Raw genomic sequence first — 21,455 nt, 5'->3', positions numbered from 1 at the left:
CTACCCCTCCCTTCGGCGCCGGCTGATGACCGCCCCGACCCATAGCACCGCCGGAAGGCCCAGCAACATGACCCATCCCCAGGTACGCAGATAACGATTGGTCAGGTCGGCGGTCTGCACATAATCAGCGGGCAGAGAAGCCACTCCGTACACCAGGGCGGCCGTCGCAAACACCAGAGGCCGGTAGACCGGCAAATCGCCCGCTTGCGCCAAACTTTGCGTCGCAGCCCACAACCCGGCGGCAATATAGATGACGGCGGACAGTACCCAGAGAACATCAAAGATGGCTTCCATGCGTTGAATGAAACGGCCGAGGTACACCAAGCGGGCCAATTGATAAAAAGGAAACGGGTTGTCCGCCCCGGACGGCGGAGGGAAGGACAGGGTGTACCCCAAAACCATGAGGATCATCAACACTCCGGCAATCCATACGGCGCCCCGGGCAATGCGGCCGCTATCCCGAACGACCCGAATGCTGGGGAACATAAGCCCCAAAAGGACAAGCTCGGAAAAATACGAGGACTTTGCCACACCCGCGGCCACCACCGTGCCAAGACCTGGACCGAGCACGGGATACAAATAACGATGATCCATCCAGCCCAGATCCGCGACCAACAGAAGTAAAAATCCCACCAAAAGTACGACGGCCACCAGCTGGGACAGCCGGCTGAGAGTCTCGATCCCGTAGTAAGCGATATACACGGTGACGGCCATGAAAAGAAACATCACCACGTGGGCCGGGGTCCTGGGCAGAATCGTGCCGATCACCGCCTCGACAAAAGCCCGGGTCACCAAAGCGGTGATGAGGACGAAATATCCCCACAAAATCACGCCCACAATCCACCGGCCTGCACTCCCCCACCACTGTCCGGCCATGGTGATCACCGAATCCCCCGGGGCGAACTCGACGATGCGGGAGAATAGCGTACAGGCCAAAAGGGCCACGAGAAGGGCGATCACCATGGACAGCCACCCGGCCCGGCCGGCCGACAATGCCAGATCCTGAGGGAGTGTCAAGGCAATCGACGCACAAAAAACAATAGCCAAAAAGCTCCTGGCTTCCTTGGAGCCGACATACCCGGTGTGCATCATGAGTCTTTCCCCCCGCCTTCTCCACCGGATTCGCCATTTCCGCCATCCTCGCCCTGCCCCCTTGCGCCGGAATCGTCCTTTCGCCGCTTGGCCCCGGTATCTTCCACCCGCGGTCCCTCCTTGGTAGGCTGCGGTCGAATGGCCTGGCTCCACGCATCCCACCGGCGGTTGATGGGTTCCTGCATGCGCGAATCGCCCGTGCGCAGATACTCGGGGCGCAGCTCCTGTTCATAGGCTTGACCGCGCAGGACAATGTCGGGATTGGAATGGCGATGGGGCGCCACCGGCGACATGAGTGGCACGCCGAAGGATTTCGCGCTGACCAAGTTCCCCAGAACTGCGGCCAGCCCCAGGGTGACCCCGTAAAAACCGAAGCCCGCCGCCAGGGCGATGAAGAAAAATCGCATCACCCGCACGGCGAAGGAAAGGTTGTAGTTAGGCGTAGTAAAAGAGGCCAAGGCCGTGACGGCCACGACGATGACCAGCAGGGGGCTGATGATGCCCGCCTGGACGGCCGCTTGCCCCAGAATCAATGCCCCGACGATGCCGATGGTCGGGCCGATCACCGAAGGAATCCGAATGCCCGCCTCCCGAATCAGCTCAATGGCCAACTCCATGAGGAGTACCTCGCCGATGACCGGAAAGGGGACCGTTTCTCTTGAGGCGGCGATGGCCATCATCAAGTCCGTAGGGATCATTTCCGGATGGTAATTCACCACGCCGATGTATAGCCCTGGGAGGAGGACGGCGATGAGCAGGGACGCAAACCGAATCACCCGGATGAAAGACCCGAAAGGCCAGCGAAGATAAGCGTCCTCTGGCGTATGGAGCAAAGACCAAAAACTGAGAGGCACAACGAGAGCATAGGGACTGCCGGACACCAGCAATGCCACGTGCCCCTCCACGAGAAACGCCACCACCCGGTCCGGCCGTTCGGTGGAGAGGATTTTCGGGAACAGGGTGCTAGGCGGGTCTTCCAAGTACTGCTCTAAAAGCCCACTGTCGATCAACGCATCCAAACTCAGCCCGTTGACCCGGCGCTTGACCTCTTCCACCAGCTTGGGGTTGGCCACGCCCTTCAAATACATCACGGCCACGTCGTTCTTGGTGGTTTGCCCGACCTGGATGATTTCGGTCACCAGTCGGGGGGAGCGCAGCCGCGCTCGGATCAGGCCGGTGTTCGTGCGAAAATTCTCGGTGAACGCTTCATGGGGACCCCGAATCACCTGCTCGGACTTCGGGTCGGAGACACTGCGGGTGTCCCAGCCTTTGGTTTCCACCGCCAGCCCTTCGCCGAGGCCTTCGATAAACAGGACGCTGTTGCCCATGAGCAACTGCTTGACAGCATTGCGGAATTTGGTGACCCGCTCCACTTGGTTGCCGGGGACCAAGGTGCGCAAAACCCGCTCCATATCCCCCGTCCCGGGATCGGTATCCGGCCGGACCGAGGCCAGAAGCATAAGAGGTTCGAGGATAAAATTGTTGATGACGACTTTATCCACCAGGCCGTCGACAAAGACAAGCAGGGCCCGCCGGGGTTCGGGAAGACCGATGCTGAGATGGCGGACGATGATATCCTTGTTCTGCGGGAGGGTAAAGGTCTTGTTCAGCATTTCTTCTAGTGAGTCGAGGGACGCGGGGATCGGGTCGTCCCCGGCGTCCGACTCGGATCCCCCCCGGGAGGATTCCCCTTTTCCTTCCTTTTTGGCCCATTCCGACAAGGGGATCGGTTTTTGCGGACTCACCGGCTTCTGTTCGTTGTCCCGGTCATCTCCCCGAACCTTCATGGGTTTGTCCGGTTTGCCTTCGCTTTTGTCCTCGTCGCCCCCGGAATTCCCACCCGGTCCCTTCATGACGTCTTCACGTTCTCCCAGGGAAAAGGTGGCATCCAGAATCGAATCGTCCACGGTGAACAGCCGCTTCACCCACCGCCGGAAATCCAACGCCCGAACACCTCCTCCAACAGCACCGGTAGTATTCCCCAAGGGACAAAAAAACTCCCCAGCCATGGACTGGAGAGTTTTTTTGATACCCGTGTTCTTATATGCGAAGGAGTTCTTCCACCGGGCGGCGGACAACTTTCACCCGGCGCACCTCGGGATCATCGGTGCCCTGCACCGGCAGACCGGCATTCATATGCTCGCGAATGTACTCCAGACTGGCCTCGGTAACGATCTCCCCGGGTACCAGGATTGGAATCCCCGGGGGATAGACCATCAACATCTCCGCGAAGATCCGTCCCACCGAATCCTGGAGGGAGACGGTGTCGGTCTCGGCATAAAACGCCTCCCTCGGCGTCATGGCAAGCAGAGGCATCACCGGGGTTTTCACTTCCACGGGATATTGGCCGATCTGGGGGCGAAACTCCGCCGCCAAAGCCTCCAGGGCTTCGACAAGCGCTCTCATTTCCTCCTCCCCGTCCCCCGGGGAGACAATACAGAGAATGTTGTACAGGTCGCTCAGTTCCACCTCGATGCCGAACCGCTCCCGGAGGATCTGCTCCGCGTCGTATCCGGTGATCCCCAAATCCTTGACGCACACGGTGAGTTTTAGCGGGTCGTAGGCCACGGCCGCCGAACCTTTCAGGGCGTCTTCCCCGAAACAATACAGGCCCTCGATCCGATTGATCCGCTCCCGGGCCTCCCGGGCCAGATCCAGCGCCTGGGCGATCAATTCCCGCCCTCGCACCGCCAACTGGCGCCTGGCCGTGTCCAGGGAGGCCAGCAACAGGTACGACGTCGACGTGGTGGTCAGCATGCTGAGGACGGCCTGTACGTGTCGAGGATCCACCCGCCCTTCCCGGACGTTGAGCACCGAACTTTGCGTCAGCGATCCGCCCAACTTGTGGACGCTGGTAGCCGCCATATCCGCCCCGGCGTCCATGGCCGATATCGGAAGATCTTCATGAAAATGGATATGGGCCCCATGCGCCTCGTCGACTAAGACGGGTATGTCCCGGTCGTGGGCAAGGGCCACGATGGCGCGAAGATCGGCGGCAACTCCGTAATAGGTCGGATTGATCACCAACACCGCCCGGGCGTCGGGATGCCAATTCAACATCGTTCTAACGGTGGACACACTGACGCCGTGGGCGATGCCGATCCGCTCGTCGATCTCCGGCGGCATAAAAATCGGATGGGCCCCGGACAAAATGATGGCGGACATGACCGACTTGTGCACGTTGCGCGGGACCAAAATCTTGTCCCCCGGGCCGCACACCGCCATGATCATCGTCATGATGGCGCCGCTGGTTCCCTGGACAGAAAAAAATGTATGATCCGCCCCAAAAGCCTCGGCTGCCAACCGCTGGGCATCTCGAATCGCCCCTTCTGGGTGGTGCAAATCGTCCAGGGGGGCAATGTTGATCAAATCAATGGAAAAGGCGGCATCCCCGAGGAACTCCCGAAATTCCGGATCCGCCCCGGTCCCCGCCTTATGTCCGGGTATATGAAATTGGAGAGGCCGACGCCGGGCGTGCTCCATCAAGGCGGTGAACAAAGGCGTCGACCCCTGGTCCAAAGAGTCCCGCTCCATTTTCATCTCAGCAAGGCATCCCGCAAGGACGCCGGCGAAGCCTCCCACACATCCCGGTGATTCTCGGCAAAAAAGTCTGCCAATCGCCGCCGTTCCTCTGAACCCAGAACATCCACGTTCACCCGTCCTTTGACCGCCTGATCCATCTGATTCACGTGTTCCGCCAGCCGCTTATAGCCGGTTTGATCTCCTTCGTTCACCCACATCTCACAGGCGCCCAGCCCGTGGATGCACGGTTGATGTTCCTCGTTGCGCCCCAAGGACACCCATGCCACCGCCACCCGCCGGCCCTGCCCGCGCCGGGCCGGATCGTCGGAGAATGAGATGCCCCGCTCCACCCGGCTCTTGGCGTGCAGTGCCCCCTTGTCCACATAAACGTTCTCGCCATCGATAATCACGGCCGTCAAACCGCTGAGCTCGTCCGGCGTTTTGTGTCGTGGCTGTCCGGTCAACTCCAACTCTTCCACCCGGGCTCCCCCCTTTGTCGCGCCGCTCCGGCCGGCACCTGTAGCATTCCAAGTACGGTATAGTGTATTATACCGGGCTCATTCCCGGCCCTGCAACCATTTCCACTTTTGATAGGAACGCCAGAAGGCGGGAATCTCCCGGAGGGCATACATCCAGGTGCCGAGGACGTCGGCGGTGGCCGGGGCGTACCCCGAGGCGTCCAAGCCCGAGAGCCTGGCCAGCCAGAGCGCCCGGGGGAGATGATAGGCGCTGGTCACCACCACAGCCCGGCGCCATCCGTGAATTTTCATCAAGCGGCTGGAGAACAGGAGGTTCTCCACCGTATCTGACGAAAGATCCTCGAGAATCAACCCCCGGGGTGGAACCCCCCGAACCCGCAGGTAGTCTGCCATCACATCGGCCTCACTGGGGACTCCGGGGCGCCTCTGCCCGCCGCTGACCAGAATCCGGGGGGCATAACCGCGGCGGTACAGATCTAACCCGGCTTCCAACCTGGCCCTGAGCGCGGCGCCCGGCTCTGTCCCCTTTATTTTGGCCCCGAGGATCAGCAATACGTCCGCCGGGCGCGGCCGATAAAGCACTCCGCGCATGTTCAGGCCAAGCGGAAAACCGATGAAAACGGCCGCTGCCAACGCCGCCCACACGGCGCTCCCTCCCCAGTCCCTTTGCGCTCACGCTATCATGATATGGAACCCGCAAGGGAAATGGGACCCGGGAAAGCCGAAAACAAAAAGGGCGAGAAAGGCCGCTTCTGCCTCTCCCACCCCAGGTGCCGTTGCGCAAGACGATGCCGGTTTGTACACCGGTTCCACTTGGGTTTTATAGATCGAAGTAAAGGTAAAACTCGTACGGATGCGGCCGGATGGCCACCTGCTCGACTTCGCTGGTCTTTTTCAGCTCGATCCAGTTGTGAATGAAATCTTCGCTGAACACGTCTCCCGCCAGGAGAAACTCGTGATCCGCCTCAAGCGCCGCCAAAGCCTCGCTGTAAGATCCGGGCACACTGCGGATCCCTTCCTTCTCCGCCGGAGACAATTCATAGATATTCTTGTCCAAAGGACCGTAACCCAGAGCTTTGGGATCCATCCTTTTCTGGATGCCGTCCAACCCGGCCATCAACATAGCGGCAAAGGCCAGATAAGGGTTCGAAGTCGAATCTGGCGTCCGGAATTCGATGCGGGCGGCTTTCGGGGTAACCCCCGCCACGGGGACCCGGATAGCGGCACTGCGGTTGCCCTGAGAAAACACCAGGTTCACTGGAGCCTCAAACCCGGGGACCAATCGCTTGTACGAATTGGTACTCGCATTCGAGAAAGCGAGAATAGCCGGAGCGTGATAAAGAATCCCGGCGATGTACTGCAGTGCCGTCTCACTGAGGCTGGCGTAGGCTCCTTCCTGGTAGAACAGCGGCACCTCACCCCGGAAGAGGCTCTGGTGGACGTGCATCCCGGACCCATTGTCGCCAAAGAGGGGCTTGGGCATGAAAGTGGCGACCTTTCCGTACTTCCGGGCGACATTCCGGACGATATACTTGTATAACAGGACATGATCCGCCGTTTTGGTGAGCGTATCGAACCGGAAGTTAATCTCTGCCTGCCCGGCGGTGGCGACCTCGTGGTGATGCCGCTCCACCGGAAGCCCGGCTTCCTCCAATGCGAGAACGATCTCCGAGCGCAGATCCTGCTGGGTGTCCGAAGGCGCCACGGGAAAATATCCGCTTTTGTTGCGGATCTTGTAGCCCAGATTCGCTTCCCCGCTTTTTCCGCTGTTCCAAATCCCCTCCTCGGAATCCACCGCATAGAACGCGCCGTTTTGCCCGGTGTCGAACCGCACGTCGTCAAAAACGAAAAACTCTAATTCCGGACCAAAATACGCCCTGTCCGCCACTCCCGTTCGTTCGAGATACGCCTCGGCTTTCTGGGCGATAAACCGGGGATCCCGATCGTACCGAATACCGCTCGGTTCGTATACATCGCACATCAGGTTCAGAGTGGGGACCTTGGTGAAGGGATCCACGAAGGCGGTATCCAGGTCCGGCCGCATGACCATGTCACTTTCTTCGATCCCCCGAAACCCTTGGATGCTGGACCCGTCAAAAGGCAAGCCCCGCCGCAGGGTCTCCTCGTCCACGTGGGTCGCCGGGACCGTCACATGATGCTGCCGACCGGGGACGTCCACAATGCGAAAATCGACCATTTTGATCCCTTTGTCGCGGATCAAATCCAACACGTCTTGTACAGTCATCTTCCTCTCTCCCATTCCCAACGTTGTGGCTATTATACGATGGGAGTGAAAGAAAGGTCAACTGTTTGTGTTAGATAATCTAACACACATGCTAAGAAATTTTTTTGCCGCGCTGCCGAGAAGCACCGACAAAAGGAGCGTCGGAGCTCGTCACGGCGTACCGGCCCACCCCACCCGCCGATGTACGGCCTCCAGCCGCTCCCGAAACTCCTGGTCACCGAGAACCGGGACTCCCCGGGAAGACACCTGATCTTCAAGCCGGATCCAAGACGTGCACCCGAGATAAGTCTCCCGCACCGGCAGGATTCGGGGCTCATCCAAACGATAAACCCGCACGGCCAACACGTGCAAAGGCTTATAGGGGCGCCAGTGCAGGCGCTGGCTGGCGTAGTCTTCGGTCCAGATGTGCAAATCGACGAGGTTGGCCAAGGCCGCCTCATCTTGTAGCTCAATATCTTCCACCACCCGGGCGGCGTGGGTAATTTCCACTTCTGTGGGTGGCACTTCCCTGTCCCGGAGGGTCTCTTCTAATTGCCTGTGCCACCCAGGTTTCACCAACTCTTTCTTCTGATGCTCATAGGTGGGATATAGAAAAAAGCTCGTCCCCCGGACGCGAAAATCTTTCGTTTCCTCGACGATCCCTCCTTTTCGCAAAAGGAGGATTTGATCCCCTGCGTCCAGAGCCCGAATCGCCACCGCCCACTCTTTTAACGCCAATCCGTCCGCCACCCCGGCGTCACGATGCATAACGCCGTCCGAGGACGAGATCGGAGTATATTCCTTTACCTTTAACACGCAAACCGCACCTCCTCCCCGTTCTGGCCCCATTATACGGCAGCGCAGAAATCCAGGGCAAACAACAGGAACTGTTCGTCCCGGCGTCGAATGTAGAGACAGGGAACGGGGAGGGAAGCCGAGGATGCAGAGACACCGCCCGGATTTTCTGTTGTTTTTTCTCATCCTGTGTCTAGTCGGTGGAGGCCTGACCATGGTCTACAGCGCGAGTAGCGTGACAGCGGTCACCCTGTACGGGCAGGCGTCGTATTTTTTTGTGCGCCAATGCATTTGGGCGGGGCTGGGGTTCATCCTCCTGTTTCTGTTCATGAAACAAAGTGCCCAGGGGCTTCGGCGATTGACTAAGCCGCTTTTCGTCGTGAGCCTTTTACTGTTGGTGATGGTGGCCATCCCCCACGTGGGAACCTCGGTCAACGGCGCCCGGCGGTGGCTGGATCTGGGCCCGATCAACCTCCAGCCTTCGGAGTTGGCCAGCCTGGCGGTCATCTTGTACAGCGCCTATCTTCTCGATAAGAGCCAGCATCATCTCATGGAATTCCGGCGGTCCATGATGCCGCCCCTGGTCATTGCGTTTGTGGTTTTCATGCTGATCATGCTCGAACCGGATCTCGGAACGGGGATGATCATCATGGGCACCGTGTTTTCCTTATTATTTCTGGCGGGCACACCGCTTCGGTACCTCGCCGCCCTGGTCGCGGCCGGCGGCCTGGGAATCGGCCTGTTGATCCTGCTCGAACCGTATCGCCTGGCCCGGCTCACAGTGTTTCTCAACCCGTGGAAAGACGCCCACGGGGACGGCTACCAGATGATCCAAGCGTTTTACGCCTTTGCCTCCGGCGGGTGGTTCGGGCGGGGGCTCGGTTATGGAATCGGAAAATATCTGTGGCTCCCTGAATCCCACACAGATTTTATCTTCGCCGTCATCGCCGAGGAGCTGGGTGCCATCGGGGCCATTGCCCTGGTGACGCTCTTTGCCCTGTACGTTTGGCGGGGGTTGTGGATTTCCCTGCATGTTCCGGATCGCTTTTTGTCTTTGACCGCCGGGGGCATCACGGCCATGATCGGACTGAGCACTTTCATTAACCTCGGGGCGGTGACGGGAATCCTCCCCGTCACCGGAGTCCCGCTTCCCTTCATCAGTTATGGGGGTAGTTCCTTGTTGATCAAGCTGGCCGCTTCGGGGATGCTGTTAAACATTTCGAGGTATACCCGCACCGGGGAGGTGCCGGAGGCCGCCTACACTTCTCCAGGTCCCAACCGGCGGCCCGCTTCGGGTTAAAGGACGGGAGGGTGGCCGTGGTACAATGAAGGTAACCTGTCGGCGGGCGACCCCGTACGCCCAGCCCGGTCGCCGCGCTTTGACCTGCGCGCGGATTTTACCACGGAAGGGAGTCTTGCCTGTTGAACCGCTCATTATTCGATCTCGGAGACGGAATCTGGATGGTGGATCTGATGGAACGCGGCTTGTCCGGCCGCACGGGTTCGTACATTCTTCCCGGAGAAAAAAACGCCATCATTGAAACCGGAGGCAGTCTATCTCTACCGCAAATCACTGCTGGAATCCAGGAGGTGGGTCTGTCGCTCGACGCGATTGATTATATCCTCCTCACGCATATCCACCTGGATCACGCCGGGAGCGCCGGTAGTCTGGCGGCTGTCTGTCCGAAGGCCAAAGTGGTGGTTCACCCCCGGGGGATCCGCCACCTGGCAGACCCCACCCGGCTGGTGGCCGGCGCCCGGGCCGTCTACGGGGACAGACTGGAGTCTTTGTTCGGGGAGGTTCTCCCAGTTCCCGCCGATCGCCTCATCGCCGCGGATCACGGAGGGACCCTCGACCTCGGCAGCCGGAAATTAACCTTTTATCACACCCCTGGACACGCGAAACACCATATCAGCATTTTTGACCCGGTGAGTCGAGGGGTGTTCACCGGGGACACGACGGGGATTCGCTATCATCGGAAGTTGACCGGACTCGACCGGGACTACTTGTTCCCGACCACTACCCCGGTGGATTTTGATCCTAATGCAACGCACGAATCGGTGGCCCTTTTGCGATCTTTGCGACCGGCCAAAGTGTTCTTAGGCCATTTTGGCGCCACCGATGCGGTGGACTGGGTGTTCGACGAAACCGAGCGGTTGGTGGACGCTGTAGCCCAGTTGACCGAGAAGGTGTATCGGCCGGACATCGCCCTTGCAGAGATGGCTCGTCACCTGAAATCTTTCGCCTTGGATGATATGAAACAAACAGTCGGTACCCCCCGCACTGACGCATTCCTGGACGATGACATGCTTCTCAATGCCATGGGATTACTCCACTGGTATTCGAATCGCTAAATCCTCCTGGGGAAAAGACGGGTGTCCCGTCTCTTCCCCCGTTCTTCTGAATACCGCCTCACGAACCAAACAGCCAATTCACCCCGTACAAGAGCCCGGTTACGGTGGCAAAACTTATCACGGTGGACAAAAATGTGGTGCCGGCGACAAAATCCGGGCGGGTTCGGTACTGGGCGGCGATCATGGTCATAATCACCGCCGTGGGCATGGAATTCTGCACCACCAGTATCTTCGCCGTCAAGCCGCCGATGCCGAGCAAATAGCAGATACCGACCATGACGGCCGGGGACGCGAGAAGCCGAACCAAACTGGATACCGCCGCCGGAAGAACGTCTCCCCTGGGTTTGACGTGGACCAGTTGCATTCCCAAAATCAACATCACAACGGGAATCATTGCATCTCCGATCATCTTGATCGGATCATAAATAAAATCAGGAATGGGGATATGTAGCACATTCACGGCAAGGCCCACCACAGCTGCATAGGTGGTGGGCAGGCGGAACACATCGGCCGCGGCCCTCCGCCAATCGGACTGCTCCAAGGAAGCAAAATAGACGCCCAGCGTATACATCAGGACAAAGTTCAACACCACAATAATGACGCCCAAGGAAAAAGCTTCTTGCCCGTAGGCGAAAAGCAAGATGGGAAGACCGTAATTCCCCGTGTTGGGAAACACTGTGGTCATCAACGCGGGCATCAAAAATGTCTTCATCCCCAGGACCCGGATGACCAGCCAAGTGATACCTGCCATGGCGGCGGTAAACAACAACACGGCGGCCGTCATTTCCGCCATCTGTCCGAGGGTGAGTGGATTACGAGCTAAAAAACTAAAGATCAACGCCGGGCTTAACACGGATATGGAGAATTTTGATATAGCCGTTAAATCCGTTGCACCGTAACGCCCGAATAAGTAACCGATTCCGATAATCAGGATGACGGGAACTGTCACATGGATGAACAGACTTTCTTCCCTCCCAGGCTGGCAGCAAAATCCGCGAAACGGATGCCACGGATTCCTCATAGGTCCTTCGGCTCCGTTCGCGCCCTTCCCCCGTGTTCTTTTTAGTCATTTTGGTCCGCCTGGAACCCGAAGCTGCTCACCGCCCGGTAATCCGGACCGGCGGGGGAAAGCCTCGACTCATAGCGATGAAATTCCGATACCCGGAAGGAAATCCCCGCCAGCTCCTCGGTATCCGGAGCCCGGGAGCCGGCTGGCTCCCAGGGGAGGGACAGGCGGCCCAAGGTGAGGTGGGGACGATAAGCAGGCCGGTCGTTACCCGAAGCCCCCAGGGCGGTGGCGGCCTCCCACAGGCTTTGTCGCAGGGCCATCAAGTTCGGGTTGGGCCGGATTCCGAGCCAAACGACCTTACTCCGGTTAAACGTCCCAAGGCTCCCGAGGACGAGGTCAAAAGGGGCCGTTTTTTTAGCCGTCTCCCGGGCCGCTCCATCGGCCGAATCCAGCTTGTCATCGATAAGATCGCCAAAAAAAAGCAGTGTGATATGAAACTGCCTGCGATGATACCACCGTTTGACCGGAATGGCCGCCCCTTGGTCCGCCGCCCACGCCTCGATTCGCGCCCCGATTTCCTCCGGGAGGCCGATCCCCCAAAAATACCTGCCCACCTCATCACCCCCTCACATTCCCCGGGATCATCGGCCGGGCGGAATCAGTCCTCCTGCCATTTCACCGATTCGCTCGGACACCCTTCAAAAGCATCCCGGGCGTCCGCCACGTACTCTTCGGGAATTTCCACGAAGCCCTCCCGGCCCCCGGGCAACTTCACAAACGCAAACCCATCCTCGTCCTCTCCGTAGACCTCTGGACAGGCCGCGGAACACGCTCCGCACGCAATGCACGTCTCCCGTTCCACCCAAGTCTTCGGCATTCACGTTCTCCTCATCTTTCTACAACCATGCATACCCGAGACCCGGTTCAGTTTTTCAGCACTTCGACCCAGCGATCGGGGTAGAAACCGATCACCACTCCACGGTCGGTCCACAGAATCGGCCTCCTGTACAACTTTCCCTCCTCACTGAGCAGCGCCAACCACTGCTCGTCGCTCAGAGTCTGATCCTTGAGCCCGAGTTCCCGATACCGCGTGCCCTTGGGATTGGCCAACTCACCCGGGGCGACCCCCGCCGCCGCCACCAGAGAACCGAGTTCCTCTCGGTTCAAAGGATGCTTCACAATGTCTCGCTCGACAAAGCGCACGCCCTGCTCGCTCAACCACGCTTTGGCCTTGCGGCAGGTGCCGCATCTCGGATATCCTAGAAACGTCACCATCAGCCCTACCCTCCCCCGGTTTAAGTATAGCACGCCCCCGGACAGGCTCAAACCGCCCGGGCCTTCGGGGTGGGATGGGCAAAGGAGAGAATCAATGCTGCATTCATTCTCCAGAACGGAGTTGGTCATCGGCCCGGAAGGGCTTGACGTCATGGCCAAGAGCACCGTGGCGGTCATCGGTTTGGGCGGCGTCGGCTCCTTTACAGCGGAAGCTTTGGCGCGCACCGGTATCGGTCGCCTGATCCTCTTCGATCCCGATACCGTGGACATTACCAATATCAATCGGCAAATCCCCGCCCTGATCGACACGGTCGGGCGTCCCAAAGTCGAAGTCATGAAAGAGCGGATCGCCCGCATCCACCCCGGGTGCGACGTCGTTACCGTACAGACGCGCCTTGCCAGAAATAACGAGGAAGCGCTGTTTCGCCACCAACCCGACTACGTGGTGGACGCCATGGATACGATCAGCGCCAAAATCGACTTAATCGAATCCTGCATCAGGCGTGATGTCCGCGTGGTCTCCAGCATGGGAGCCGCAAACAAAATCGACCCGACGCGGTTTCGGGTGGTGGATCTATCGGAAACCCGAGTGGATCCCATCGCCAAGGTCGTGCGCCGTGAACTGCGCAAGCGCGGCATCGTCTCCGGGGTACGCGTCGTCTGTTCTGATGAACAGCCGCGGGAACCGAGGCTCGACGTGCTCGCCCGGATGTTGACCCCGGAAGAGCGGGCCGCCGCCCGTACGAGAAAGTCCGCCATGCCCCCGGCCAGTCTTGCCTTTGTTCCCCCGGTGGCCGGGATGATCCTGGCCAGCGTGGTGGTGAGGGATCTTCTCGGCTGGCCCATCTAGAGGGTTCACATATGGACGAAAGACTCGACACAGGCTATCATGGAAAGGGAGGTGGGTATCGTGGTTGCACAGAACCCGCTTCGTTACCGTGCGCTACCGGTTTCCGTTGTGAAACAATTCACCTTTGATGCCGCACACCGCCTCGAAGCCTACGAGGGAAAATGTGCCCAATTGCATGGACACACCTATCGTTTGGAGGTCGAGATCAAAGGACACCCGGATCCCCGGGGACTTGTCATTGATTTTAATGAGATTAAAGCCCTGGTTGAGCGGGTGGTCCTTGAGCGGTTCGACCACCGCTATCTCAACGACGAGGTTCCCTTCAACACCACGGCGGAAAATCTCGTGGTGTTTCTCTATGAAGAGCTCGCCAAAGCCCTGCGGCAGACTCCCCTGGCCACCGATGTGAACCTCGAACGGGTGCGCCTGTGGGAAACTCCCACCAGCTATGCCGAAGTACAAAGGGAGGATATCATCAGACGTGAAACTGAATGAACTCTTTTTCTCCATTCAAGGCGAATCCTCCTCCATGGGGCTGCCCACGGTGTTTGTGCGCTTCACGGGATGCAATCTCCGCTGTTCGTACTGTGACACCACCTACGCCTATTTTGAGGGCACTCGGACGACCCCCGAAGAGATTTTCCGGCGGATTGAAGAATACGGCGTTCGTCGGGTGTGTTTGACAGGCGGCGAACCGCTGATTCAACCTCGGGAAGAATTGCAACAACTTTTGGATCTGCTCGGAGGAAATAATTACGAGGTGTCGATCGAGACCGACGGTTCCATCGATATCGAGCGGGTGAAACTGCGGCCAAAACAACGGTTCGTCCTTGACATCAAAGTGCCTTCCTCAGACATGCACACCTACATGGATTTCGACAATTTGAAACGAGTTGTCCCCGAGCGGGACGAAATCAAGTTTGTGGTGGGCAACGAAGAGGATTATCTCTGGTCAAAAGAGATCATCCGCCGGTACGAAATCAGCCCGGAGCGGGGGTATCGGCTGTTGTTCAGCCCCGTGTACGGCGTGTTGGAGCCTCGTACCCTGGCGGAGTGGATTCTCCAAGATGAGTGGGATGTCAGACTACAAGTACAACTGCACAAGTGGCTGTGGGAACCCGGAAAGAGGGGGGTATAACCATGGGAGAAAGAGAAGGAGAAACCCGACCGGCGACCGGCCGCCCCGCTTTTTCCCCGGAGGTGGAGCCGCAAAGCCCTTCGTGGGCACCGTGGCAGGAGCCGACAAACCTCGGTTTGGAACATAGGGCCCCCCGGGCGGTGGTGATTTTATCGGGGGGGTTGGACTCGACAACCTGTATGGCCATCGCCGACCACGAAGGGTATGAACTTTATCCCATCACCTTTTCTTACGGGCAGAAACACGCGGTGGAACTGGAATCCGCAAAACAGGTGGCTGCCCACTACCGCGTGGGCGATCGCCACCGGGTGGTCGACCTGGGAAACTTTATCCGCGGTTCTTCCTTGACCGACCCGGATCAATCGATCCCCGTCGGTCGCAGCCTGGAGGAAATCGGAACCGGCGTCCCCTCCACCTACGTGCCGGGGCGGAATACCGTCTTTCTCAGCCTGGCCCTTTCCTTCGCCGAGAGGATAGACGCCCGGGCCATCTTCATCGGTGTCAATGCCTTGGATTACTCAGGTTACCCCGACTGCCGGCCGGAGTTTCTCCAGGCGTTCCAACGAGTCATCGATACGGGCACCGTCGCCGGAAGCGAGGGCGCCGGGATCCGCCTCAAGGCTCCCCTGGTACATCTCACCAAGGCCGAGATTATCCGCTGGGGATCCCAGCTGGGAGCGCCCTACGCTTTGACCCATTCCTGCTATCAGGGAACGGTTCCCGCCTGCGGAGTATGCGACTCCTGCCGGCTCCGCATCCAGGGATTCCGGGAGGCCGGCCTCGTCGACCCGATCCCGTACGCCGTTCCCATTGCATGGCAAGCGGGCCGCCCCAACTGAGGGCGGCCCGACCAAACCCAGGCGTCTTATGCGGTCATCACCGCGCGGACAGACGCACAACCCAGATACTCCAAGGCGTCCGCCATATGATTGAAGTAGCTCGCTCGCCCGTGAAGCCCCCAAGCTTTGGCCACCCGCATAAACGCCGTTAACTGCCGCACATCGGTGGCCACGTAGGCCAGCCGGGGTGCGTCGATCTGTTTCACGTATGCGTGAATATTGAGGACATCGATACATCCCCCGATCTGGTTCAAGCCCACTCCACCCACTGCATGAATGAGCACCCCCGAACGCCCGGGCATCGCTCTCGACACCTCGGGAGACACCGGCGGGCGAGGCTGCACTTGACCGGAAAACGCTTCCTCGAGGGTGAACACGACAATGTCTCCCCGGATGTCGGCCCAACACCTCACCTGTCCCACTCCCCCTGGCTGGGAAGCTGCCATCCTTCCCGTAATGCCCTCCTCTGTGACACCCGACGAATCACGGCCGTTTGGAGTTGGCTCAAATTAAACCGATATATTCTGACGATTACACCGACTCTAGGGGGCAAGAACCTTTGGTTGGCGAAACGACCTTAACACTCGGGTAGGTGATATATTCGCGATTTGAACCCAAAATCCTGCCGACTGGCCGATTGATTTTTTGTAAATATTCTTATAAGATTTCACACCAAAACGAAAAAAGCCGTCCGGCCATAGTAAATCACAGCAAACCAGACGGCGTAAATGAAGTTTCGGTCAGACAATTTCCTGCCGCCTGTTCCAATTCAGGGCTCTCTTCGCCCCACTGGGAGCAGGCGGTCCGGAGACACCGTACGGACGGGCACCCAGGTGGAGTCGTCCTTTTCATCAAACCGTTCCAGAAAAGCGATTACTTCCCGGGTGATGGGGGTGGGAGTCGATGCCCCAGCGGTAACCCCGACCCGGCGCACCCCGCGAAGCCAGGCAATGTCCAACTCGGTGACATCCGCCACCCGCTTGGCCGGCACGCCCGCGATTTCTTCGGCCACCTGAGCCAATCGCGCCGTGTTGTTGCTTCGGGGGTCGCCCACCACCACCACCAAGTCGCAACCTTTCGCCTGCTCGGCCACCGCCTCTTGGCGAAGTTGGGTGGCCAGGCAAATTTCATTTTTGACCTCGGCCTGGGGAAACCGCTCCTTGACCCGCTCCATCAGCTCCCGGGTGTCCCACTGGCTCATGGTGGTCTGATTCGTCACCAGCACAAGACCCGGAGGCAGATCCAGCTCTTCAATATCCTGGACATTCTCCACCAAGTGAACCCGGCCCGGCGCCACGCCCAGCGCCCCCTCGGGTTCCGGATGCCCCCGTCGCCCGATATAAATCACCTGGTAGCCCTTGGCCACCCGGTCCCGGATCAGTTCGTGGGTACGCATCACATCGGGGCAGGTGGCGTCCACCACCGTAAGCCCTTTTTCAACGGCACGCTTTCGCACCTCCGGGGACACACCGTGGGCGGTAAACACCACCGTTCCCCGGTCGATCTTCTCCAATAAGCTCAGGCGATCCCCCCCGTCCAGGGTCATCACGCCCTCGCGTTCAAAAGCTTCCACCACATGGCGGTTATGAACGATCATGCCGAGAATATAAATCGGCCTGGGCAAGTGAGGATCATCCGCCGCCCGTTTGGCCAAGACCATCGCATCGACCACGCCGTAACAGTATCCCCGGGGCGCAATCTTGACCACTTCCACCCCGAATCCCCCTCTCCCTCCACAACCGATCCCCGGCCTTGCCTGAACCGGCCTCGATATGCTTATTATAGTTGAAGCGGCCAATCCGGCCAAACGGCGGCACGCCGAGAAAAGGAGCCGAGACATGGAACGCTTTGTGGTTGCCTTGCCCGACCTCTTCGTCCATCGCATGCGAGAATTACTCGGCCCCGAAGCCGAGGATTTTTTTGAAGCCCTGCGCCGGCCCCGATCCCGGGGCCTCAGGGTGAACACTCTCCGGGCCAGACCGGACGCCCTGGCGAGGCGTTCCCCTTTCTCCCTTGCCCCGGTTCCCTGGGCTCCGGAAGGCTTCTTGTACCACCACCCGGATCGGCCGGGGCTTCACCCGTGGTACGATGCCGGGGTTTACTATATCCAAGAACCGGCCGCCATGGCCGCAGCGGTACTGCTGGCTCCCCAACCCGGGGAGTGGGTTCTCGACCTGGCTGCGGCACCGGGAGGAAAATCGTCCCATCTCGCCGCCCGGATGGAGAACCGCGGCCTTCTCGTGGCCAATGAGCCACACCCGAGGCGCTGTCGGGTCCTGGCGCAGAATCTCGAACGGCTGGGCGTCACGAACGCTCTCATCACCCAGGAACAGCCCGAGGCGCTCCTCCGGTTTGCCGGCCTCTTCGACCGGGTGCTCCTCGACGCCCCGTGCACCGGAGAGAGTATGTTTCGCAAAGATCCGTCCGTGGCCGAGGCCTGGAGCCTCCGGCGGATCACCCGCAACGCCGAGCGCGGGCAGCATATCCTCTCGGTGGCCGCAGATTTCGTCCGGCCGGGAGGACGATTGCTTTACGCGACCTGCACCTTTGCGCCGGAAGAAAATGAACAGGTCATCGCCCGGTTTCTCCGGGAACGAAGGGATTTTCACCTGGTCCCCGCCGAGTTGCCGGGCTCTAGCCCGGGGCGCCCGGAGTGGGCGGACGGCAACGAGGAGTTGTCCCGGTGTTGTCGCCTATGGCCTCACCGAACACCGGCTGATGGGCATTTTTACGCACTCTTGGAGCGGGCCGAAGACGCCCGTCCCCAGGGCGCAGGTCGGGGGCAGACAGGGCCCCGGATCGGGCGGAGTCTGAAGACTTCCCGGCTTCCCGATCGGGCCGCGGCGGCCATTCGCCGCCAGTTGCCGGAAATCTCCCTGCCGGCCCTGTGGGAACAGCGGGGGGACACCTGGATTGCCCTGCCTGAAGATTTGCCTCGTCTGGGCAGTTTGGACGGTGTGCGCATCATGGCCAAGGGCGTAGCCTGGGGGGCGGTTCGGGGCGCCACCTTTCTCCCCGCCCACAGTCTGGCCATGTCCCTTCCCTTTGAAGAGTCCCCCCGGGCCATCACCTGGCCCGCGAACACCCCGGAGGTGGTCGAGTGGCTGAAAGGCCGCTCTCTGCCCGCCCCACCCGGCGCAGAGCCGGGATGGGTACGGGTGGGAGTGGACGGCTTCCCTTTGGGATGGGGCAAAATCTCCGCCGGCCAACTGAAGAATCATTATCCGAAGGGCCTGCGCCGCGACCTCAGCACCGACCGGGAATTGGACGACCCAGAGGACGGCGGAGCCGACGGACAATCGGGCAGCCTTTAGCCGCCACCCGTTTAGAGAAACCTGCGGGTGACTCTGTCCTCTTGACACGTGAACTGCACCCGCAGGCCGTCCACCACCGTCTCCAAATGGACCGGTCGACCCCATAAGGCATGGACATAGGGCAGCGTCTTTTCCACGTATTTGAGATCCAATTCCGCGCCTTCGAATTCATGGCGCAGGTACAATTCTCCCCGATTCTCATGATCTCCGTCCATCACTACGATGTACGGAAACCCTCCGTTGTTCCGGGCGGTTATCAGCCGATCCCGCACCGCTTCCCAGTCTTTGTCCACCACCCGGTACTCCGAGCCCACCCGTTGATAAAGGTACAGGTCCAGCCGGTCGACGATCTCTTTGGTCAGATAGTTGCGCAGCAGACTCTGGTCGGATTCAATCTCTCGGACCTCGAACAGCGCCTCCCGGCCGAGCCGATTGTCGATGTCCTCCAGGATCGCCAGGCCCACGGCGTAGGGGTTCACCTGAACCGGCGAAGGGGCCACGACCCCGGCGTGAAGTTTGGCGAACTCGAAGCTCTCTGCGGGATCCAGGTCGAACTCCCGCATGATCCGCAAATGCCAGAACGTCGCCCAACCTTCGTTGATGATTTTCGTCTCCAGTTGGGGCCAAAAATAAAGCATCTCCTGGCGGACGATGGTGAGCACATCCCGTTGCCAATCCTCAAGGACGGGGCTGTTGTCCATCAAAAACATCAACAAGTCTTTTTCCGGGCGCTTTCCTCGCTTTCGGGCATCTGCTCTTTCCTTGATCTGACGCATCACGGTGCGAAGGGCCTCTTCCTTTTCATCGACCATCGGCTCCCGGTCCAGGGCCCACAGGTCATCGTAGGGACCCGGCCCTTTCGTCCCTTCGGACAGGTCCTTCTCCTGACCGGGATTTGAAAAATGTGACGGGTCGATGTGCTCCTGGATCGCCAGGGCCGCATCCAGGAAGGATTCCACCGCCTCTGTCCCGAACTCCCGCTCATATTGTCGAATCCGGTCTGCCGCCGCGGCCATGCGGTCGACCATATCCCGGGGAGTGCGCTGAAAATACGCGTTATTCCTGAAAAAATCACTGTGTCCCAGCACGTGGGCGACGATCAGCTCATTTTGAACCAACGTATTGGTATCCAGGAGAAAGGCGTAACATGGATTGGTGTTGATCACCAGCTCATAAATCTTGCTCAGGCCGAGATCGTACTGCATTTTCATGCGGTAAAACGCTTTTCCGAAACTCCAGTGGGAAAACCGCGTGGGCATCCCGTAGGCTCCGATGGTGTAGAGCACATCCACCGGGGTGATTTCGTACCGCATGGGAAAGGGCTGAAGGCCGAGGTTTAGGGCCGTCTCGGTGATCCGCTCGATGGCCGTCTCCAAACGAGACCTCTCCAGGGCCGAAAGACTCATGAAACCGCCTCCCTGCCGTCCGGGCGGAAAAAGTCGCTCAGTGCCCCGAGGATGTCACCCCGCTGGCGGATGCGCGCCATGCGGAAAAAGGGGTGTTGCAGCCGTTGCAGCTGGCTGATCAAAAGGGACGGGCGATTGTACGGATTGACCTCGGCGAAGCCCACGGCGCAGGCGACGTTCAACAGTTCATTGATCCCCGCCAGGCACGGGTCGTTGTCCGACGGCAGGTTATCCCCGTCGGAAACATGGTAGCTGTAGATGTTGTATCGACTCGGCGGGTACTCCTCCCGAACCAAATCCAAGGCCAGGCGGTAAGCGCTGGAACAACTGGTACCGCCATTCTCGCCCCGGGTAAAAAATTCTTCCTCAGTCACCCGTTTGGCCTCGGTGTGGTGGGCGATAAACTCGATGGCCACGTGGCTGTACTGCCGGCGCAAGAACCGGGTCATCCAGAAAAACAGCGTGCGCGCCACGTATTTTTCAAACTCCCCCATCGACCCCGAGGTATCCATCAAGGCGAAGATCACCGCCCGGCTGTCCGGGGCCGGGTGGTCTTCCCAGACTTTGTAGCGCAGATCGTCCTCCCGGATGCGGCCCAGCCCCCGGTCCCCTCGCAAGCCGTTTCGTTTCAGGTGGGTCAGCAAGGTACGGCGCTTATCCAAGTTGCCGGTGAGGCCCTTGGGGCGGACATCCGTCCAGGCCAGACCATCTGCAGAACTTTGCACCTCTTCTTTTTTCTGCAGATTTGGCAGTCGCCAGTCCGCAAACACCATCTCCTCGATCTCTTCCAATTCCACCTGGGCCTCGTAATAGTCCATGCCCGGGGCGTCCCCGGCCCCTTGGCCCATCCCCCCGGCCTGGACTGGATCCCCCGCCTTCCCCAGAACGTCTCCCACCCGGCTGCTCCCTTTCCCGGCCCCCACCTGCTTCCCTTTGTTTTCATTAAATCGGAAACGGTATTCATCAAGGGTCCGAATGGGCAGTTTGATCACCTGTTTACCATCGCTGAAGACGATACTCTCATCGGCGATCAGATCTGACAAGTGCCGGCGAATGGCCTCCCGGACCTTCTCCCGATGCCGGCGTTGATCATCGTACCCCTTGCGGTGCAAAGACCAATCTTCCTGGGAGAGGATGAACAACGGTTCCGTCATGAT

22 protein-coding genes are annotated in these 21,455 nt (G+C 59.5%); 7 read left to right on the top strand and 15 right to left on the bottom strand.

What is annotated here, in order from left to right:
- The 7 genes from CVV65_RS03900 to CVV65_RS03870 all read right to left on the bottom strand — a co-directional run bounded on the left by CVV65_RS03900 (position 1) and on the right by CVV65_RS03870 (position 8,133).
- A complete protein-coding gene (locus tag CVV65_RS03900; RefSeq protein ID WP_100667026.1) occupies positions 1-1,092 on the bottom strand; it encodes a GerAB/ArcD/ProY family transporter in 1,092 nt (363 codons plus the stop codon).
- On the bottom strand, positions 1,089-3,035 hold the full coding sequence (locus CVV65_RS03895; RefSeq protein WP_100667025.1) for a spore germination protein: 1,947 nt from the start codon (positions 3,033-3,035) through the stop codon (positions 1,089-1,091). The genes CVV65_RS03900 and CVV65_RS03895 overlap by 4 nt, the downstream gene beginning before the upstream one ends.
- A gap of 97 nt (positions 3,036-3,132) precedes the next feature.
- Complete coding sequence (locus CVV65_RS03890; RefSeq protein ID WP_100669156.1) at positions 3,133-4,611, bottom strand: aminotransferase class I/II-fold pyridoxal phosphate-dependent enzyme; 1,479 nt, start codon at positions 4,609-4,611, stop codon at positions 3,133-3,135.
- Positions 4,612-4,628: 17 nt separating this feature from the next.
- Complete coding sequence (locus CVV65_RS03885) at positions 4,629-5,093, bottom strand: YwhD family protein (RefSeq protein ID WP_100667024.1); 465 nt, start codon at positions 5,091-5,093, stop codon at positions 4,629-4,631.
- A 78-nt stretch (positions 5,094-5,171) separates the two neighbouring features.
- Entirely contained in the window at positions 5,172-5,738 is a 567-nt protein-coding gene (locus CVV65_RS03880; protein ID WP_100667023.1) for a YdcF family protein, read from the bottom strand.
- 175 nt (positions 5,739-5,913) lie between these two features.
- Positions 5,914-7,338: a type I glutamate--ammonia ligase gene (glnA, locus tag CVV65_RS03875; protein ID WP_100667022.1), complete on the bottom strand. Its 1,425-nt coding sequence runs from the start codon at positions 7,336-7,338 to the stop codon at positions 5,914-5,916.
- A gap of 150 nt (positions 7,339-7,488) precedes the next feature.
- On the bottom strand, positions 7,489-8,133 hold the full coding sequence (locus tag CVV65_RS03870) for a DUF1802 family protein (protein WP_100667021.1): 645 nt from the start codon (positions 8,131-8,133) through the stop codon (positions 7,489-7,491).
- Between the two features lie 124 nt (positions 8,134-8,257).
- Here CVV65_RS03870 and ftsW point away from each other — a divergent pair, with 124 nt between their 5' ends.
- Positions 8,258-9,412, top strand: coding sequence for a putative lipid II flippase FtsW (gene ftsW, locus CVV65_RS03865; protein ID WP_100667020.1), 1,155 nt, complete (start codon positions 8,258-8,260; stop codon positions 9,410-9,412).
- Between the two features lie 122 nt (positions 9,413-9,534).
- Positions 9,535-10,467 carry an MBL fold metallo-hydrolase gene (locus tag CVV65_RS03860; protein ID WP_100667019.1) on the top strand — a complete coding sequence of 311 codons (933 nt, stop codon included), beginning with the start codon at positions 9,535-9,537 and terminating at the stop codon, positions 10,465-10,467.
- 58 nt (positions 10,468-10,525) lie between these two features.
- On the opposite strand, the gene CVV65_RS03855 is transcribed toward CVV65_RS03860, so the two are convergent.
- The 4 genes from CVV65_RS03855 to CVV65_RS03840 are packed head-to-tail and all read right to left on the bottom strand — an operon-like array spanning position 10,526 to position 12,751.
- A complete protein-coding gene (locus CVV65_RS03855; RefSeq protein WP_232796704.1) occupies positions 10,526-11,488 on the bottom strand; it encodes an AEC family transporter in 963 nt (320 codons plus the stop codon).
- A 41-nt stretch (positions 11,489-11,529) separates the two neighbouring features.
- Positions 11,530-12,090, bottom strand: a complete 561-nt coding sequence (gene thpR / locus CVV65_RS03850; RefSeq protein ID WP_100667018.1) for an RNA 2',3'-cyclic phosphodiesterase — start codon at positions 12,088-12,090, stop codon at positions 11,530-11,532.
- Positions 12,091-12,134: 44 nt separating this feature from the next.
- Positions 12,135-12,353 carry a ferredoxin gene (locus tag CVV65_RS03845; protein WP_100667017.1) on the bottom strand — a complete coding sequence of 73 codons (219 nt, stop codon included), beginning with the start codon at positions 12,351-12,353 and terminating at the stop codon, positions 12,135-12,137.
- Positions 12,354-12,400: 47 nt separating this feature from the next.
- Positions 12,401-12,751, bottom strand: coding sequence for an arsenate reductase family protein (locus CVV65_RS03840; RefSeq protein WP_157935364.1), 351 nt, complete (start codon positions 12,749-12,751; stop codon positions 12,401-12,403).
- A gap of 94 nt (positions 12,752-12,845) precedes the next feature.
- Here CVV65_RS03840 and CVV65_RS03835 point away from each other — a divergent pair, with 94 nt between their 5' ends.
- From CVV65_RS03835 to queC, 4 genes are all read left to right on the top strand, one after another.
- Positions 12,846-13,601, top strand: a complete 756-nt coding sequence (locus tag CVV65_RS03835) for a tRNA threonylcarbamoyladenosine dehydratase (RefSeq protein WP_100667016.1) — start codon at positions 12,846-12,848, stop codon at positions 13,599-13,601.
- Positions 13,602-13,661: 60 nt separating this feature from the next.
- Positions 13,662-14,096 carry a 6-carboxytetrahydropterin synthase QueD gene (gene queD / locus CVV65_RS03830; protein WP_232796703.1) on the top strand — a complete coding sequence of 145 codons (435 nt, stop codon included), beginning with the start codon at positions 13,662-13,664 and terminating at the stop codon, positions 14,094-14,096.
- The gene (locus tag CVV65_RS03825; protein ID WP_100667014.1) at positions 14,083-14,739 is read left to right on the top strand and encodes a radical SAM protein; all 657 of its coding nucleotides are present in this window, start codon (positions 14,083-14,085) and stop codon (positions 14,737-14,739) included. Before queD ends, CVV65_RS03825 begins: the two co-directional genes overlap by 14 nt.
- Positions 14,740-14,855: 116 nt before the next feature.
- A complete protein-coding gene (queC, locus tag CVV65_RS03820; protein ID WP_100669151.1) occupies positions 14,856-15,578 on the top strand; it encodes a 7-cyano-7-deazaguanine synthase QueC in 723 nt (240 codons plus the stop codon).
- A 26-nt stretch (positions 15,579-15,604) separates the two neighbouring features.
- Here queC and CVV65_RS03815 read toward each other — a convergent pair whose 3' ends face one another.
- Together CVV65_RS03815 and CVV65_RS03810 are read right to left on the bottom strand one after the other, a co-directional pair.
- A complete protein-coding gene (locus CVV65_RS03815) occupies positions 15,605-15,991 on the bottom strand; it encodes a hypothetical protein (protein ID WP_133121210.1) in 387 nt (128 codons plus the stop codon).
- Positions 15,992-16,347: 356 nt separating this feature from the next.
- The gene (locus tag CVV65_RS03810; RefSeq protein ID WP_100667012.1) at positions 16,348-17,292 is read right to left on the bottom strand and encodes a 4-hydroxy-3-methylbut-2-enyl diphosphate reductase; all 945 of its coding nucleotides are present in this window, start codon (positions 17,290-17,292) and stop codon (positions 16,348-16,350) included.
- Positions 17,293-17,416: 124 nt separating this feature from the next.
- On the opposite strand from CVV65_RS03810, the gene CVV65_RS03805 reads away from it, so the two are divergent.
- Complete coding sequence (locus CVV65_RS03805; protein WP_198592121.1) at positions 17,417-18,892, top strand: methyltransferase RsmF C-terminal domain-like protein; 1,476 nt, start codon at positions 17,417-17,419, stop codon at positions 18,890-18,892.
- Between the two features lie 11 nt (positions 18,893-18,903).
- Here CVV65_RS03805 and CVV65_RS03800 read toward each other — a convergent pair whose 3' ends face one another.
- A complete protein-coding gene (locus tag CVV65_RS03800; RefSeq protein ID WP_100667010.1) occupies positions 18,904-20,298 on the bottom strand; it encodes a SpoVR family protein in 1,395 nt (464 codons plus the stop codon).
- Positions 20,295-21,452 (bottom strand): sporulation protein YhbH, encoded by a 1,158-nt coding sequence (gene yhbH / locus CVV65_RS03795; protein WP_100667009.1) that lies wholly within the window; start codon positions 21,450-21,452, stop codon positions 20,295-20,297. Before yhbH ends, CVV65_RS03800 begins: the two co-directional genes overlap by 4 nt.
- Between the last annotated feature and the right edge of the window lie 3 nt (positions 21,453-21,455).

Source organism: Kyrpidia spormannii (genome assembly GCF_002804065.1).
In the GTDB taxonomy this organism is placed as follows: domain Bacteria; phylum Bacillota; class Bacilli; order Kyrpidiales; family Kyrpidiaceae; genus Kyrpidia; species Kyrpidia spormannii.
The sequence above is the reverse complement of the archived record's forward strand: the minus strand, read 5'-3'. Positions and strand labels throughout refer to the sequence as shown.

Coding starts and splice junctions, on each gene's coding strand:
- CVV65_RS03900 (WP_100667026.1), bottom strand. CDS start 1,092: ATGATGCACACCGGGTATGTCGGCTCCAAGGAAGCCAGGAGCTTTTTG.
- glnA (WP_100667022.1), bottom strand. CDS start 7,338: ATGACTGTACAAGACGTGTTGGATTTGATCCGCGACAAAGGGATCAAA.
- ftsW (WP_100667020.1), top strand. CDS start 8,258: ATGCAGAGACACCGCCCGGATTTTCTGTTGTTTTTTCTCATCCTGTGT.
- CVV65_RS03855 (WP_232796704.1), bottom strand. CDS start 11,488: ATGAGGAATCCGTGGCATCCGTTTCGCGGATTTTGCTGCCAGCCTGGG.
- CVV65_RS03845 (WP_100667017.1), bottom strand. CDS start 12,353: ATGCCGAAGACTTGGGTGGAACGGGAGACGTGCATTGCGTGCGGAGCG.
- CVV65_RS03840 (WP_157935364.1), bottom strand. CDS start 12,751: ATGGTGACGTTTCTAGGATATCCGAGATGCGGCACCTGCCGCAAGGCC.
- CVV65_RS03835 (WP_100667016.1), top strand. CDS start 12,846: ATGCTGCATTCATTCTCCAGAACGGAGTTGGTCATCGGCCCGGAAGGG.
- CVV65_RS03805 (WP_198592121.1), top strand. CDS start 17,417: ATGGAACGCTTTGTGGTTGCCTTGCCCGACCTCTTCGTCCATCGCATG.
- CVV65_RS03800 (WP_100667010.1), bottom strand. CDS start 20,298: ATGAGTCTTTCGGCCCTGGAGAGGTCTCGTTTGGAGACGGCCATCGAG.
- yhbH (WP_100667009.1), bottom strand. CDS start 21,452: ATGACGGAACCGTTGTTCATCCTCTCCCAGGAAGATTGGTCTTTGCAC.